This is a genomic window from Scytonema sp. PCC 10023 (genome assembly GCF_963920835.1).
Taxonomy (GTDB): domain Bacteria; phylum Cyanobacteriota; class Cyanobacteriia; order Cyanobacteriales; family Nostocaceae; genus Kalymmatonema.
On the sequence record NZ_CAWUDP010000034.1, the window covers coordinates 56,071 to 68,729 of the forward strand.

The window sequence follows — 12,659 nt, forward strand, 5'->3', positions numbered from 1 at the left end:
GACAGTTAGATCTGAAATTGTCAAAAAATAGTTAATTTGTTTTGTGTTAGGCGATAAATTTATTATCGCCCAAGAGCTAATGTAGCCGATGCTTGCAATCGTTAAGGTACTTTACCAATAATCCAAAAACTGCTCAGGCACTAACCTTAATTCTCCAGACTTGAAGCGGTTAATATCTACCCATAAAGCTGTTTTCTGCCGCTCACCTTCAGAAAAATCTAACTTGTCAAGTTGATAAAATTTGGGGTCAACAAAGTCGGTTTCAAAAAGTTGAATAATTTCGTGACCTGACTGACCGTTGAAAGTAAATATGTTTTCCAAACAGCCTAAGTAGCGAATATTTGTTAATTCTGCTTGGATTTCTTCTTGGAATTCGCGTTTGAGAGCTTCTAAACTTGTTTCACCAAAGTCCACTCCACCGCCCATTGCGCGGTAAAAAGTTTGTTGCTTTACTGGATCGTAGCCTTCAGAAACGAAGATTCGATTACCATCCCGAATCAGCCCCAATGCTAGGACACGAATTTCCCCTGGTTTATGCATTTGTGTTGCTAGTTATCGTAAATAAACGAAGAACGACCATTTTCACTATCCTCAACGGACCAATCTTCATTTTCGCCGCCGATGTACAATTGCTCAATAGTGACGTATTCCTGGTTGAGCTGCTTGAGGGCGTTAATGAGAATATCGAGGGCGATCGCGTCAGAAGTTCCCAAGTCAAACCAGCAACGCGCCCATGTCCCCTCATACTCAAACTGACCCATATTGTGCATCAGCGCCAGCAAACTTTTGTCATACCCTTCGGGGTCGTAATCCATATAGCTGAGGTCTAATCCAGTTTCCTGTACCTGGAGATTTTCAGCATTAAACGCACCCAACTTGCCCAGATAAAACCAGGAATTGAAAACCTCTTCTACAAACTTTTTTTCTTGTTCAGAAGGAATTGTGCTGAACTCCAACCAAATCCACAAATCAAAAGGATTAATTTCACGAAACTGTATCTGCATTTTCCTAAGATATCTAGTCTAAATCAGTCTTTCTCAAAGCTCATTGTAGAAGAGTTCATAGTCACAAGAGTGCGGCTTCCCCTAAATAAAGGTGAAGAAAGTAGGGGAAGTAGAGGAAGCACAGGGAGAAAATATTTTCCCATCTCCGTCCCTCACTCCCTCACTCCCCACAAGTCGCGCCTACTTAGCAGGATTACTCAAGCTTTCCGCCGCCCTCCGCCGTTCGCGCTCAATTTGTCTTGTCAAATCGCTTGGGAGTTGAGACTTCTTACTTAGGGCTTTGTCAAAATGACCAACTGCTTCTTGCATCAGTTGCGAGTTTTTCTCTTTTCTGGCTTGTTCCCGAAGGATTTGAGCTTTGAGATAATATGACTCTGGGTTATCGGGTGTCGCTTTCAAGGCACGATTGGCATACTCTAGCGCCTGAGAGTACTGTTTTAAATCCCGGTAGGCAAGGGCAATACCCCGGTCAACTAGATATTGGGGACTAGCATTTTTTTCTAGCTTTTGAATTGCCTGTTCTGGGTTCGCAAAAGGCAAATTCACCGAAAGCATTAAATCCATGTATCCCCTGAGTAAATTTAGTTCTGGATCGTTAGGTGAAACTGCTTCGGCTTTGTCCAAATGGTCATAGACTTGCCGCAGCCTACTTAAGGCTTGGGGCGCACCGCTCACTGTACCCTCACGCTGTAAAATCACCGCTCCCTCTAAAAACAGACCAACAGCAGTATACAAATTTCCGCGCAAAGGGTCAGTGGAAATCAAATTTTGTGCGGTTTCTAAAGTTTTCTTGCTGTAAGTGTCTAATGTAGCCAAATCATTATTCGTATATGCTAAGGATGCTTTCATAGCATAAGCTAAAGGTTCTTTTGGCTCTGCAGATAATGCTTCTTGTAGGTAACGATCTGCACTTTGATAGTCTCCTTGTTGGAAAATGGCTTTGAATGCTGCCTCTGTTTTGTTGCCAATGTTACGAGGCTCTTTAGTCCGAAAGGGGTCTGCTGCCCAAGAGGGGCTTGCCCAAACATTGAGTGCCAAGGTAGCTGCAAAAGCTACCGTGACTAGGCGGTAAAGTTTTGCAGGCACAATAGTTTGCAGAACTGGGAACCGTACAGTCATTTTTGACTTCAGCATATTTACCTTTAAAAAAGTTTTATATTTTACTTATAATTCTAAAGATTATTCGCTTTAACGTGGATCTGTTTGAGCCAAAATTTTTTATATTATACGACTTTGGTAAGTTTTCTAGGTTCCCATGCTTGTTGTAGCTATTGTTCAACACTAATTTTGCCACAATAAAGAGAAGCAGGATGTTTCTTGCTGCAAAATGACGTTGCTGGCGGATCGAATGCGCGAAAAATTTTTCGGAACTTTGCAGTTGCTTGCAGTGTAGTTAATTAAATAAGTTGCTGACTTTTTGGTAAACTCAACAAATGCTCTATCTTAGAAACCTAACTTATCACCCTACGGCTTGCCCGACAGCTATTCTTAAATCAATCAACCTGGAATTAGAATCCAAACAACTGGGTCTGATTATCGGACCCAGTGGTTCTGGCAAAAGTACGTTACTCGAAATTTTATCTGGACTTGCTGAACCAACATCAGGTTCAGTCTTCTGGCGCGAACAAGAACTGATAGCCGAACAGGTGCAACAATTGGCTGGCTTGGTCTTTCAATTTCCCGAGAGGCATTTTTGCGGCGGTACTATTTTAGAAGAATTGCGCTTGGGACATCCAGAGTTAGGAATAGAGCGAGTGAGGCAAGCACTAACAGAAGTAGGATTAGAGCATTTATCGCTTAGCACACCACCCCACGCTTTGAGTGGAGGTCAGCAGCGGCGTTTAGCTTTAGCAGTGCAGTTGATTCGCCAGCCACATCTATTATTATTGGATGAACCCACAGCTGGGTTAGATTGGTCAATGCGTCAGCAACTGGTAACTTTATTGGCGAAACTGAAAAAAGATTGGACGCTGCTGGTTGTGACACACGACGCAGGAGATTTGTTAGCGATCGCCGACCGTTGTTGGACTCTTAAGCACGGTGAACTAGAATCAGTTGATCCAATCGCACTAGCACAAGAAAAAGAACCTCAACCAGCAGCGTAATGTAGGAGCAGCTAGTTACCAAAAAACTGGCTGATGTGCAGTTGTGCTTCTCCATGATCTGGAATCCAGACTAACCAGTGATCGCGAGAAACCTGACACAGTAGCAGTGCTTCATCAAAGCTGTAGGGGTTGGGAAGTTCTGAGAGCTTTACCCAACTATTAGGTTGGAAATCCTTACGTGATTTGAGGTCAGACTTGCTTGACCAATCCAGATTGTGCCATGCAAGGCGTGTAGCACAATCTGGTCTACTTGAATCTAGTTTCATGGCTCTACTCTAGCCTTGACTAATGGGCTAATACAAAATTAATTCTGTAACTAAGACTACAAAATTAGTGATACTTTTGAAAAGCGACTGTTTTATAACTTTACGTTCGTCGTTGCAAGTGTTTGGTTGTGTTGCAAGCTGGCTCGGGTGAGACTTTGTGGGGGGTAGACTGGTAACTGAATCAAATTCCCCGGTTATAAATTCGGTAAGATATGACAACAACTCCTTTACCATCGCTGCGCGAGCAACAACATCCGCTCATTCGTCAACTAGCAGATTGTATAGAAGCAACATGGCAGAAGCATCTGGACTTATCGCCTTATCATTTGCCTGGTGAGTTTGGCTATGTGGAAGGTCGGCTAGAGGGCGAGAAACTGACAATTGAAAACCGCTGTTATCAAACACCCCAGTTCCGGAAAATGCACTTAGAACTGGCAAAGGTGGGAAATATGCTAGATATCTTGCATTGCGTGATGTTTCCCCGTCCAGAATACGACATACCAATGTTTGGTTGCGATTTAGTCGGAGGTCGGGGTCAAATTAGTGCGGCGATCGCAGACCTTTCTCCAGTCAACTCCCAACACACTCTACCAGAATCATATACTTCTGCACTGGCGGCACTACCTCAGTTAAACTTTTCCCAACCGCGAGAATTACCTGAGTGGGGAAACATTTTCTCAGAATTTTGCATTTTCGTGCGTCCCGGTTCCCCTCAAGAAGAAAGTCTATTTCTCTCTCGCACACGGGAATTTTTAGAAATACATTGTACGCAAGCTAGCATCTCTCAACCAGTTCCATCAGAACAGGTGCTGCAAAATTTAGCTGGACAACGCAACTACTGTACTAAACAGCAGCAAAACGACAAAACCCGCCGCGTACTGGAAAAAGCTTTTGGTCCAGATTGGGCAGAACAATATATGACGACAGTTTTGTTTGATATGCCAGATTAGTCATGACAAATGAGTAAAAAGCTATCTTGTACGGTTTGGTAGGAATGATAGATTATGGTTTGTCGGGTAAGGTTGCCTTAGTCACTGGGGTCAGCCGACACATTGGAATCGGTGCAGCGATGCTCCAAAGGAGCCGCCTTCGGCGATCGCCCGTTCACTTGCTGCATCTGGTGCAAATGTGTTTATCACTTACTATCGACCATACGACGAGTTGATGCCTTGGGGTAGCAACCTAACTGAGGCGGAAGAAATCATTCAATCATTGAAATTGCAGGGGGTAAAAGCGGCTGGGCTTGAGGCTAACCTGGCTGAACCTTTGATGCCCAAAAAGCTGTTTGACTTTGTTGAGGAAACTCTTGGTTCAGTAGATATTCTGGTCAATAACGCCGCCCATGACCAACAAGTAGATATCTACTCTCTGACGGCTGAACTGCTCGATGTTCATTACGCTGTCAACGTGCGGGGTACCACACTATTGTGTGCCGAGTTTGCCAAACGCCATGATGGAAGACCAGGAGGACGAATTATCAATCTGACTTCTGGTCAAAGCTTGGCACCAATGCCTGAAAACCTACCATATGCCATTACCAAAGGAGCGGTAGAGGCACTGACTTTGAGTTTAAGTGCTAGTTTGGCAAGCAAAGGGATTACTGTCAATGCTGTAGACCCAGGACCAACAGATACGGGCTGGATGACCGACGAAATTCGTTCAATGCTTGAGGTTAAAGCACCCTTTGGTCGCGTTGGTACACCAGAAGATGCTGTATGTACAGTGTTATTTCTTGCCTCATCACAAGGACAATGGATAACAGGGCAGATTATTCGTTCCAGAGGCGGACAGTAAAGGTTTAACTGTAGATTCTGCTACGTTTTCCCGCAACTGATAAATGTAGAATTCATTTAACTAGAGCAAAATCGAGCCACAAAATCGTTCTTTCTAAAATGTAACCTTCATCGCCAAAGAGCTTGTCTATGATGTTCTTGGTCAAGTTGAAATGAGTTGCTGTTCATTGAAAGGCAATCAACTTACCCCGTTGGTGATAGTTTTTCTCTAAAAGGCAATGCAGTTGTTACTTAGTTTTGTTCGCTATCTATGAAACTGTTTATGAGATAGACAAACCAAACTGTTGCCAGTGTATTTCAAAAGTCTGTAGGAAATACGCCGGTTACATTTGCATTCAATACAGTTCTTGTGGGGCGGACATCTTGTGCGCCTATAGCAGTCCTAAATCATTTGTGAGATTTTCTTTTATTTTTCTTGGCGCTCTTGGCGACGCCAGTCGCCTACGGAGGGAAACCCTCCTGCAGCGCTGGCTCGTCTTGGCGGTTTTTTTATTCTCATGACTCACTTAGGATTGCTATATAGCGCTTGGTGGTGTTGAGTGCAATACATCAAGAAATAAGAACCACAGATGGACACAGATGAACACAGATAAATAATTACTTCATCCAAACGAGAAGCGCTATATAGTTAACACGGCTCGTGTCGCCCATCCACAAGAAAATTTCCGTTTGTTATGACAATGAGCCTGCTTTAAGCAGTGGATTTTAAGTATTACCCACCTTTAAACCTCTGTCACTTTCCTATGCAGTCCTGTATTTAATTTACCGTAGGTTGCGTTAAGTGCTTGGTTATTTGCAGTACATAACTTGTACACTGTAACGCACCTCCTTGTCGCCTGGATGCTTGCCAAAATAAGGGTTTTTCAATTAACTGAGATCTTGCAAGAGTTGCAACAGTCAGGAGGCTCAGCCTCCAAACCCTCGTTACCAGGTTCAACCTGGTAACGAGATATTAGAGCCTCTGGCTCTTGTTGGGTGCAAGATCTGAGTTAAGAAAAGCAGATAACTGTTTGTTAAAAACCCTTTTTGACTGAATCCAATTGTGCCTAACTCGCTTTTTTACTTTGTATATGCAAAATTCCGAATAATGAGCAATACCATGTCAAGGGTGAGTCAAGAACCAAGGTCAAGGGAGCAATTACTTGAGAATGAGAAACCACAGATTTGGTGGTTAATTGCTGTATCCTTGCCAGTCATAGTTGCTACTGGAGTCCTAAGCATAGCCAAAATGGAGCAATTGAAACAGTTGAACACACCTGCACCCAGTGCGCCAGTCGCTACAACTATCAATGCTTTGGGGCGTTTGGAACCTCAAGGGGACGTTATTAAACTGTCTGCCCCAGCAGGGCTGCAAGGGACGTCGCGAGTGGAACAAATTTTTGTCAAAGAAGGAGAGCGGGTTAAGAGAAACCAAATCATTGCAATTTTGGATAGTTTCTCAAGCAACCAAGCCGCAGTGGAAGAAGCTAAAGCAAAATTGCAAGAAGCGCGTGCTAATTTAGCAAATGTCAAAGCAGGTTCACCAAGAGATATCCAGGCTCAAAGCGCTGTGATTGCTCGCATAGAAGCACAATTACGTGGGGAACTAGATGCTCAGGAAGCAACAATTGCTCGCATAGAAGCACAATTAGGCGGGGAAAAAATTGCTCTACAAGCAACTCTTAATCGGATAAAAGCCGAACTCCAAGGGCAAAGAGATGCTTTCAAAGCAACGGTTTCGCGTATACGAGCTGAACAACGTAATGCCCTCGTCGATGCTGAACGCTATGAGATGTTATATAAAGAAGGGGCAATTTCCCAGCAGGAACGCGACAGAAGGCAATTGGGTAAGGAAACTTCGACTCAGCAGCTTGCAGAAGCCCAGGCAAATCAAAGGCAAACAGTTGCAACTTTGCAACAGCAATTGACTGAAGCTAGAGCTAACCAGCTAAAAACTATAGCAACTTTACAACAGCAACTCGTTGAAGCGAGGGTGAATCGGAACAAAATTCTCGTAACTTTGCAAAGACAAATTGAAGAAGAAAGAGCCAAACTTAGCAGAATTCGAGAAGTCCGTCCAATTGATTTGCTAGTAGCACAGGCACAAGTTAGCAATGCAGTCGCCACTATGAGAAAAGTACAAGCTCAATTGAATTTGAGCTACATTAAAGCGCCAACCTCTGGCGAAATTTTAAAAATTCATACTAAAGCCGGAGAAAGTATGAGCGCAAATGGCATTGCTGAAATTGGACGAACCGATCAGATGATGGTGATTGCTGAAGTTCCCGAAGACAGTATTGGTAAAGTGCGTCTTGGTCAACGAGCCACCATAACCAGTGATAATGGAGCTTTTAGTGGAGAATTACAAGGAACTGTTGCTGAAATTGGTAGAAAAATTGGCAAAAAAGATGTCTTAAATACAGATCCAGCAGCAGATGTTGATGCCAGAGTTGTGGAAGTGAAAATCGCCCTGACTCCACAAGATATCGAAAGAGTTGCAGGCTTAACCTACGCCAAGGTGGTTATTGACATTGATATTTAAAAGATATTTCAAAAATCACTTGATATTTCTTGGTTATTAGCTAATGACTAATAACTCATGACGAATGACTAATAACTGAGGATAGAAAATGATGGGTAAAATCCCTCTGGCGTGGTTACAACTCAAGCGAGAAAAAACTCGTTTAGCTGTGGCACTGGCAGGAATTGCCTTTGCCGATATTCTCATGTTTATGCAGCTTGGTTTTCGGGATTCTCTGTATTATAGTAACGTTCGATTTCATACAAGCTTGCAAGGTGACATTGTTTTAATCAACAATCAATCTAACGCTTTGCTGTCAATGAAAACTTTTTCTCAACGACGGTTGTATAAAGCTTTAGATTTACCTGGCGTCCAAACTGTACACCCAATCTATGTAGACTATACTGCCTGGAAAAATCCTGTAACAGGTCGTCCTCGTAATCTCTTAGTCATTGGAATGAACCCGGAAATTAATATTTTTAATTTAGCTGGAGTTCAGGAAAATTTAGATAAACTTAAACTAGCAGATGTTGTTTTATATGACCGTTCCTCTAGGCAGGAGTATGGACCTATTGCTGCTGACTTTCAACAAGGAAAAACTGTAATAGCTGAAGTCAATCGTCGAAAAATTAAAGTAGGAGGACTGTTTACTTTAGGTGCATCCTTTGGAGCAGATGGTAACTTAATTACAAGTGATATCAACTTTTTACGGATATTTCCCCAACATCAACGAGGTTTAATTAACATTGGTCTGGTTAGATTAAAACCAGGAGCAGATGCAACCGTTGTTACTCAAAGTTTAAGGAATTATTTATCGAAAGATATCAAGGTTTTCACTAAGCAAGAATTTATTGATTATGAGAGAAATTACTGGGCAAGTAGTACAGCAATAGGTTTTATTTTCACTTTAGGCACAATCATGGGTTTTATTGTAGGGACTGTGATTGTCTATCAAATACTTTATACAGAAGTGGCGGATCATTTAGCTGAGTATGCAACCCTCAAGGCGATAGGTTATACACACAATTATTTTTTGTTTGTGATTCTACAAGAAGCTTTGATTTTAGCATTTTTAGGATATGTACCTGGATTTGCTGTCACTATGTTTTTGTATGATAGTGCCAGAAATGCAACACTATTACCAGTTTTTATGAGTAGTGAAAGAGCTATTATGGTACTCATTTTAACTCTGATTATGTGCTTTGCTTCTGGTACTATCGCCGTACGGAAATTGCAGTCTGCTGACCCAGCCGATATCTTTTAAAGAATGAAGGGTAAATAATAAAGAATGAAAAAAAATAAATTTATGCTTGTCAGATAGCGAAATATTAATAATAAGAATTGAAGAAGATTAACATATGCTGAGTAAAGAACCTGTCATCTCAATTAAACATCTCAACCACTACTACGGAAAAGGCGCACTGAAAAAACAAATTCTATTTGATATTAATCTAGAAATTTATCCCGGAGAAATTGTCATTATGACGGGACCATCAGGTTCAGGTAAGACAACATTACTGAGCTTGATTGGTGGTTTGCGGTCTGTGCAAGAGGGAAGTTTACAATTTTTAGGTGTTGAACTCTATAGGGCTAGCCAGAACAAACTAGTCAATATCCGGCGAAAAATTGGTTATATTTTTCAAGCTCATAACTTGTTGGAGTTTTTAACTGCTAGGCAAAATGTGCAAATGGCGGTGGAACTGAATAAGTATATTTCTCAGCAAAAAGCGATCGCCAAAGCAGAAGGTATGCTCAAAGCAGTTGGTTTAGGAGAACGAATTGATTATTATCCAGAAAATCTTTCTGGAGGACAAAAACAAAGGATTGCGATCGCCCGCGCTTTGGTGAATAGTCCACCGTTGGTGCTAGCAGACGAACCCACAGCAGCTTTGGACAAACAATCAGGACGTGATGTTGTGGAATTGATGCAGCGCCTTGCTAAAGAAAACGGAACATCTATATTGCTAGTCACCCACGACAACCGCATTTTGGATATAGCCGATCGCATTGTGGAAATGGAAGATGGTATTTTAGCTCGTGATTCACAAACTAAAGTCACCCCCAAAGGGGGAATTTAAAATTCAAAATTATAAATTCAAAATTAAATAGCCTAAGCAATGGTAAATAATTCGTGAACAACAAGATTCCCGACTTCTTGAAGAAGTCGGGAATCTAAGCTTTTTGAATTTGAGCGCAGTGAGGATCATCTTGCTGTAAATTAGTATTCTTTACAGCTTTTTGCCAAACTCTTATGCATAGACTCCTGCCTTTGTCAGAGGTTTCATCGACAAACCGCTTTAGCAATGTTCGTCTGGTGGCGACAGATATGGATGGTACCCTAACCAAGAAAGGAAAATTTACCAGTGAACTATTGCAAAGCTTGCAGGATTTAGCAACAGCGGGGATTGAGGTAGTGATTGTCACTGGACGCAGTGCTGGTTGGGTGAGTGGTTTAGCGTATTATCTGCCCATCGTTGGTGCTATAGCGGAAAATGGCGGTTTGTTTTTCTTTGGTGAAAGTGAGAAACCAGTCGCTTTAACACCCATTCCCGACTTAGTAGCACATCGTCAGCAATTAGCATCGGCTTTTCAACAATTACAAACCCAATTTCCGCACATCCAAGAATCTGCTGATAATCGTTTCCGCGTTACTGACTGGACATTTGATGTGAAAGGGTTAACCACAGATGAAATAAAAACTTTGAGTCATCTTTGTGAACAAATGGGTTGGGGTTTCACTTACAGCAACGTACAGTGCCACATTAAACCTTTGGGACAAGATAAAGCAATTGGGTTATTACAGGTGTTGCGGGAATATTTCCCCCAGTACACTCCAGAACAAGTTGTGACTGTTGGCGATAGTCCCAACGATGAAAGTTTATTTGATGAGCGTTATTTTCCTCTCTCTGTGGGGGTGGCAAATGTGCTAGAATATGCTGATAAACTTCAGCATCAGCCTGCATATGTGACTTTTGCTGCTGAAGGTGAGGGTTTTTGTGAATTGGCACGAATGATTAGATAGGCGATTGCCTCCGGCACTGCCCCTTGGGCAATCGCCGCAGGCGGACACTCCGTACCATCGCGCAAAGCATAGTGCCGTAAGTTGTGCAGACAGGCTATGCCTTTGCATATACCACACGTAGGGGCACAGTATTGCTCATTGGTGTCAACTTAAGGTGAAAACCAGTATAGAACAAGCTTTTAGAGATTGCCTCGTTCCCAGCCTGAGGCTGGGAATGCCTAGTGAGAGGCTCTGCCTCCCTTACTTGCGGCAGAGCCGCTTCAAGGGCATTTCCAGGTAGAACCTGGAAACGAGATTTTAACGAGATTTTAGAACGGTTTTGGCTTAAATTGACACCAATGAGCATTGCTTTTGCCCGTACAAACGCTTATATTGCACTCAATTTAAAACAGCTTTATTCCTCACCTACTGCTAATCTGGTTTGTTATTATTACCAGATTTAGCTTCATCTGGCACGACGAGAACTTTATCAACACGGTTACCATCCATATCCATGACCTCAAACCGCATACCTTGCCATTCAAAATGATCTGCTGCGGAGGGTATGCGACCGAGGTGAGTAATCACAAAACCACCTAACGTTTGATAGCTTCCTCGGTCTTCAGGTGACAACTCCTCAATATCAAATAGTTCAAAAAACTCATCTACAGACAACATCCCATCCAATAACCAGGAACCATCGTCTCGCTGGACAATCTCAGGATCTTCCTGGTCATCAATAGAAGGCACATCACCAACGATTTCAATCATCACGTCATTAAGAGTCACTATTCCCTGTATCACTCCATATTCATCGACGACCAGCGCCATGTGAGTGATAGTTTGCTTAAATAATTCTAAAACTTTTAGACCACGTGTGCTTTCTGGCACATATGTTGGCTGTAATAATCCCACCGTCAAGTCCAACTGCTCATTACAAAAACTCCGGGCTAACAAGCCAGTGACTGGGATAATGCCCAGTACGTTGTCAAGTCCCCCCTGACAAACGGGATACCGCGAATAACCACCATCAATAATCTTTTGGCGGTTTTCTTGAGGAGTGTCTTCCAAGTCAAGCCAAACAATATCCGGTCGAGGTGTCATGAACGAACTTACGGGGCGATCGCCCAAACGAAACACTCGCTCGACCATATCTTGTTCTGCTTCTTCAAATGTACCCTCTTCGGTACCTTGCTCAATCAAGACTCTGATTTCTTCCTCTGTCACTTGTGGTTCAGTGGACGGTTTGATCCCCAATATCCGCAGTACCGTCTCCGTAGAAATGGTCAATAGATAAACGATGGGGGAGCCAATTCTTGCCAACATCTGCATCGGTATGGCAACAATAGAAGCAATTGGTTCCGGACGGCTTAACGCCAGCCGCTTGGGTACCAGTTCGCCAATAATCAGCGTTAAATAGGTAATAATTAAAATCGCTAACCCCTTTGCCAACTGTTGTTTATAATTTTGCTGCAAAGGGATAGAACTTAAAATAGGTGCAAGTCTCTTAGCTATAGTTTCTTCGCCATAGGCACCAGACAGGATGGTAAGGAGTGTGATCCCAATCTGAACGGTTCCCAGGAACTGATTCGGCGAAGATCCCAGTTCCAAAGCAGCGCGGGCTTTAGCATCACCCCGTTCGGCAAGCTGTTGTAGACGTACCTTTCGTGCTGAGACAATCGCCAATTCTGACATGACAAACAGACCATTGGCGAGGATCAAAAGAAGAATAGTTAGAATTTCGATTGTTGGGGACATTTCTAAAATTGCCGATGCTCCTGGCAAATTGTGCTTAACCTTAACTTCTTAGTATCTGGTATCTAAGGTGTAATTACGAAACACTCTCAATACAGAAAAGCAATCAACCATGAGTCATAAATTAGCTCTTAACACTGATTCGTATATTAACGATTAGTCCGTGGATTTGTAAGTCGTCATTGTACTAGGTATTAATGACTCTATAGCCAGGCTTGTTCCCCTGCTCTGGACT

Annotated in this window: 12 protein-coding genes; 7 read left to right on the top strand and 5 right to left on the bottom strand. The window is 42.6% G+C overall.

Going from position 1 to position 12,659, the window contains the following annotated elements; translation table 11 throughout:
- Positions 1 to 111: 111 nt before the first annotated feature.
- The 3 genes from ACM0OZ_RS21010 to ACM0OZ_RS21020 all read right to left on the bottom strand — a co-directional run bounded on the left by ACM0OZ_RS21010 (position 112) and on the right by ACM0OZ_RS21020 (position 2,123).
- The gene (locus ACM0OZ_RS21010; protein WP_414584758.1) at positions 112 to 540 is read right to left on the bottom strand and encodes an NUDIX hydrolase; all 429 of its coding nucleotides are present in this window, start codon (positions 538 to 540) and stop codon (positions 112 to 114) included.
- A gap of 8 nt (positions 541 to 548) precedes the next feature.
- Positions 549 to 1,004, bottom strand: a complete 456-nt coding sequence (locus ACM0OZ_RS21015) for a DUF3531 family protein (RefSeq protein ID WP_414584759.1) — start codon at positions 1,002 to 1,004, stop codon at positions 549 to 551.
- Positions 1,005 to 1,184: 180 nt separating this feature from the next.
- A complete protein-coding gene (locus ACM0OZ_RS21020) occupies positions 1,185 to 2,123 on the bottom strand; it encodes a Sll0314/Alr1548 family TPR repeat-containing protein (protein ID WP_414584792.1) in 939 nt (312 codons plus the stop codon).
- 314 nt (positions 2,124 to 2,437) lie between these two features.
- Between ACM0OZ_RS21020 and ACM0OZ_RS21025 the strand changes: the two genes are divergently transcribed.
- Positions 2,438 to 3,109: an ABC transporter ATP-binding protein gene (locus tag ACM0OZ_RS21025; RefSeq protein ID WP_073626870.1), complete on the top strand. Its 672-nt coding sequence runs from the start codon at positions 2,438 to 2,440 to the stop codon at positions 3,107 to 3,109.
- 11 nt (positions 3,110 to 3,120) lie between these two features.
- On the opposite strand, the gene ACM0OZ_RS21030 is transcribed toward ACM0OZ_RS21025, so the two are convergent.
- Positions 3,121 to 3,375 (bottom strand): hypothetical protein, encoded by a 255-nt coding sequence (locus ACM0OZ_RS21030; protein WP_414584760.1) that lies wholly within the window; start codon positions 3,373 to 3,375, stop codon positions 3,121 to 3,123.
- Positions 3,376 to 3,587: 212 nt separating this feature from the next.
- On the opposite strand from ACM0OZ_RS21030, the gene ACM0OZ_RS21035 reads away from it, so the two are divergent.
- From ACM0OZ_RS21035 to ACM0OZ_RS21060, 6 genes are all read left to right on the top strand, one after another.
- On the top strand, positions 3,588 to 4,325 hold the full coding sequence (locus ACM0OZ_RS21035; protein WP_414584761.1) for a phycocyanobilin:ferredoxin oxidoreductase: 738 nt from the start codon (positions 3,588 to 3,590) through the stop codon (positions 4,323 to 4,325).
- Positions 4,326 to 4,503: 178 nt separating this feature from the next.
- Positions 4,504 to 5,169 (top strand): SDR family oxidoreductase, encoded by a 666-nt coding sequence (locus tag ACM0OZ_RS21040; RefSeq protein ID WP_414584762.1) that lies wholly within the window; start codon positions 4,504 to 4,506, stop codon positions 5,167 to 5,169.
- Positions 5,170 to 6,267: 1,098 nt separating this feature from the next.
- On the top strand, positions 6,268 to 7,689 hold the full coding sequence (locus ACM0OZ_RS21045) for an HlyD family efflux transporter periplasmic adaptor subunit (RefSeq protein ID WP_414584793.1): 1,422 nt from the start codon (positions 6,268 to 6,270) through the stop codon (positions 7,687 to 7,689).
- Positions 7,690 to 7,777: 88 nt separating this feature from the next.
- The gene (gene devC / locus ACM0OZ_RS21050) at positions 7,778 to 8,932 is read left to right on the top strand and encodes an ABC transporter permease DevC (protein WP_414584763.1); all 1,155 of its coding nucleotides are present in this window, start codon (positions 7,778 to 7,780) and stop codon (positions 8,930 to 8,932) included.
- Positions 8,933 to 9,029: 97 nt separating this feature from the next.
- Positions 9,030 to 9,746, top strand: a complete 717-nt coding sequence (locus tag ACM0OZ_RS21055) for a DevA family ABC transporter ATP-binding protein (RefSeq protein ID WP_414584794.1) — start codon at positions 9,030 to 9,032, stop codon at positions 9,744 to 9,746.
- 173 nt (positions 9,747 to 9,919) lie between these two features.
- Positions 9,920 to 10,690 carry an HAD family hydrolase gene (locus tag ACM0OZ_RS21060; RefSeq protein ID WP_414584764.1) on the top strand — a complete coding sequence of 257 codons (771 nt, stop codon included), beginning with the start codon at positions 9,920 to 9,922 and terminating at the stop codon, positions 10,688 to 10,690.
- A 411-nt stretch (positions 10,691 to 11,101) separates the two neighbouring features.
- Here ACM0OZ_RS21060 and ACM0OZ_RS21065 read toward each other — a convergent pair whose 3' ends face one another.
- Entirely contained in the window at positions 11,102 to 12,427 is a 1,326-nt protein-coding gene (locus ACM0OZ_RS21065; RefSeq protein WP_414584765.1) for a hemolysin family protein, read from the bottom strand.
- Positions 12,428 to 12,659 lie beyond the last annotated feature (232 nt).

Excerpts from the sequence above, each read along its gene's own strand:
- devC (WP_414584763.1), top strand. The coding sequence starts at position 7,778 with ATGATGGGTAAAATCCCTCTGGCGTGGTTACAACTCAAGCGAGAAAAA.
- ACM0OZ_RS21030 (WP_414584760.1), bottom strand. The coding sequence starts at position 3,375 with ATGAAACTAGATTCAAGTAGACCAGATTGTGCTACACGCCTTGCATGG.
- ACM0OZ_RS21060 (WP_414584764.1), top strand. The coding sequence starts at position 9,920 with ATGCATAGACTCCTGCCTTTGTCAGAGGTTTCATCGACAAACCGCTTT.
- ACM0OZ_RS21010 (WP_414584758.1), bottom strand. The coding sequence starts at position 540 with ATGCATAAACCAGGGGAAATTCGTGTCCTAGCATTGGGGCTGATTCGG.
- ACM0OZ_RS21025 (WP_073626870.1), top strand. The coding sequence starts at position 2,438 with ATGCTCTATCTTAGAAACCTAACTTATCACCCTACGGCTTGCCCGACA.
- ACM0OZ_RS21020 (WP_414584792.1), bottom strand. The coding sequence starts at position 2,123 with ATGACTGTACGGTTCCCAGTTCTGCAAACTATTGTGCCTGCAAAACTT.
- ACM0OZ_RS21015 (WP_414584759.1), bottom strand. The coding sequence starts at position 1,004 with ATGCAGATACAGTTTCGTGAAATTAATCCTTTTGATTTGTGGATTTGG.
- ACM0OZ_RS21065 (WP_414584765.1), bottom strand. The coding sequence starts at position 12,427 with ATGTCCCCAACAATCGAAATTCTAACTATTCTTCTTTTGATCCTCGCC.
- ACM0OZ_RS21035 (WP_414584761.1), top strand. The coding sequence starts at position 3,588 with ATGACAACAACTCCTTTACCATCGCTGCGCGAGCAACAACATCCGCTC.
- ACM0OZ_RS21045 (WP_414584793.1), top strand. The coding sequence starts at position 6,268 with ATGTCAAGGGTGAGTCAAGAACCAAGGTCAAGGGAGCAATTACTTGAG.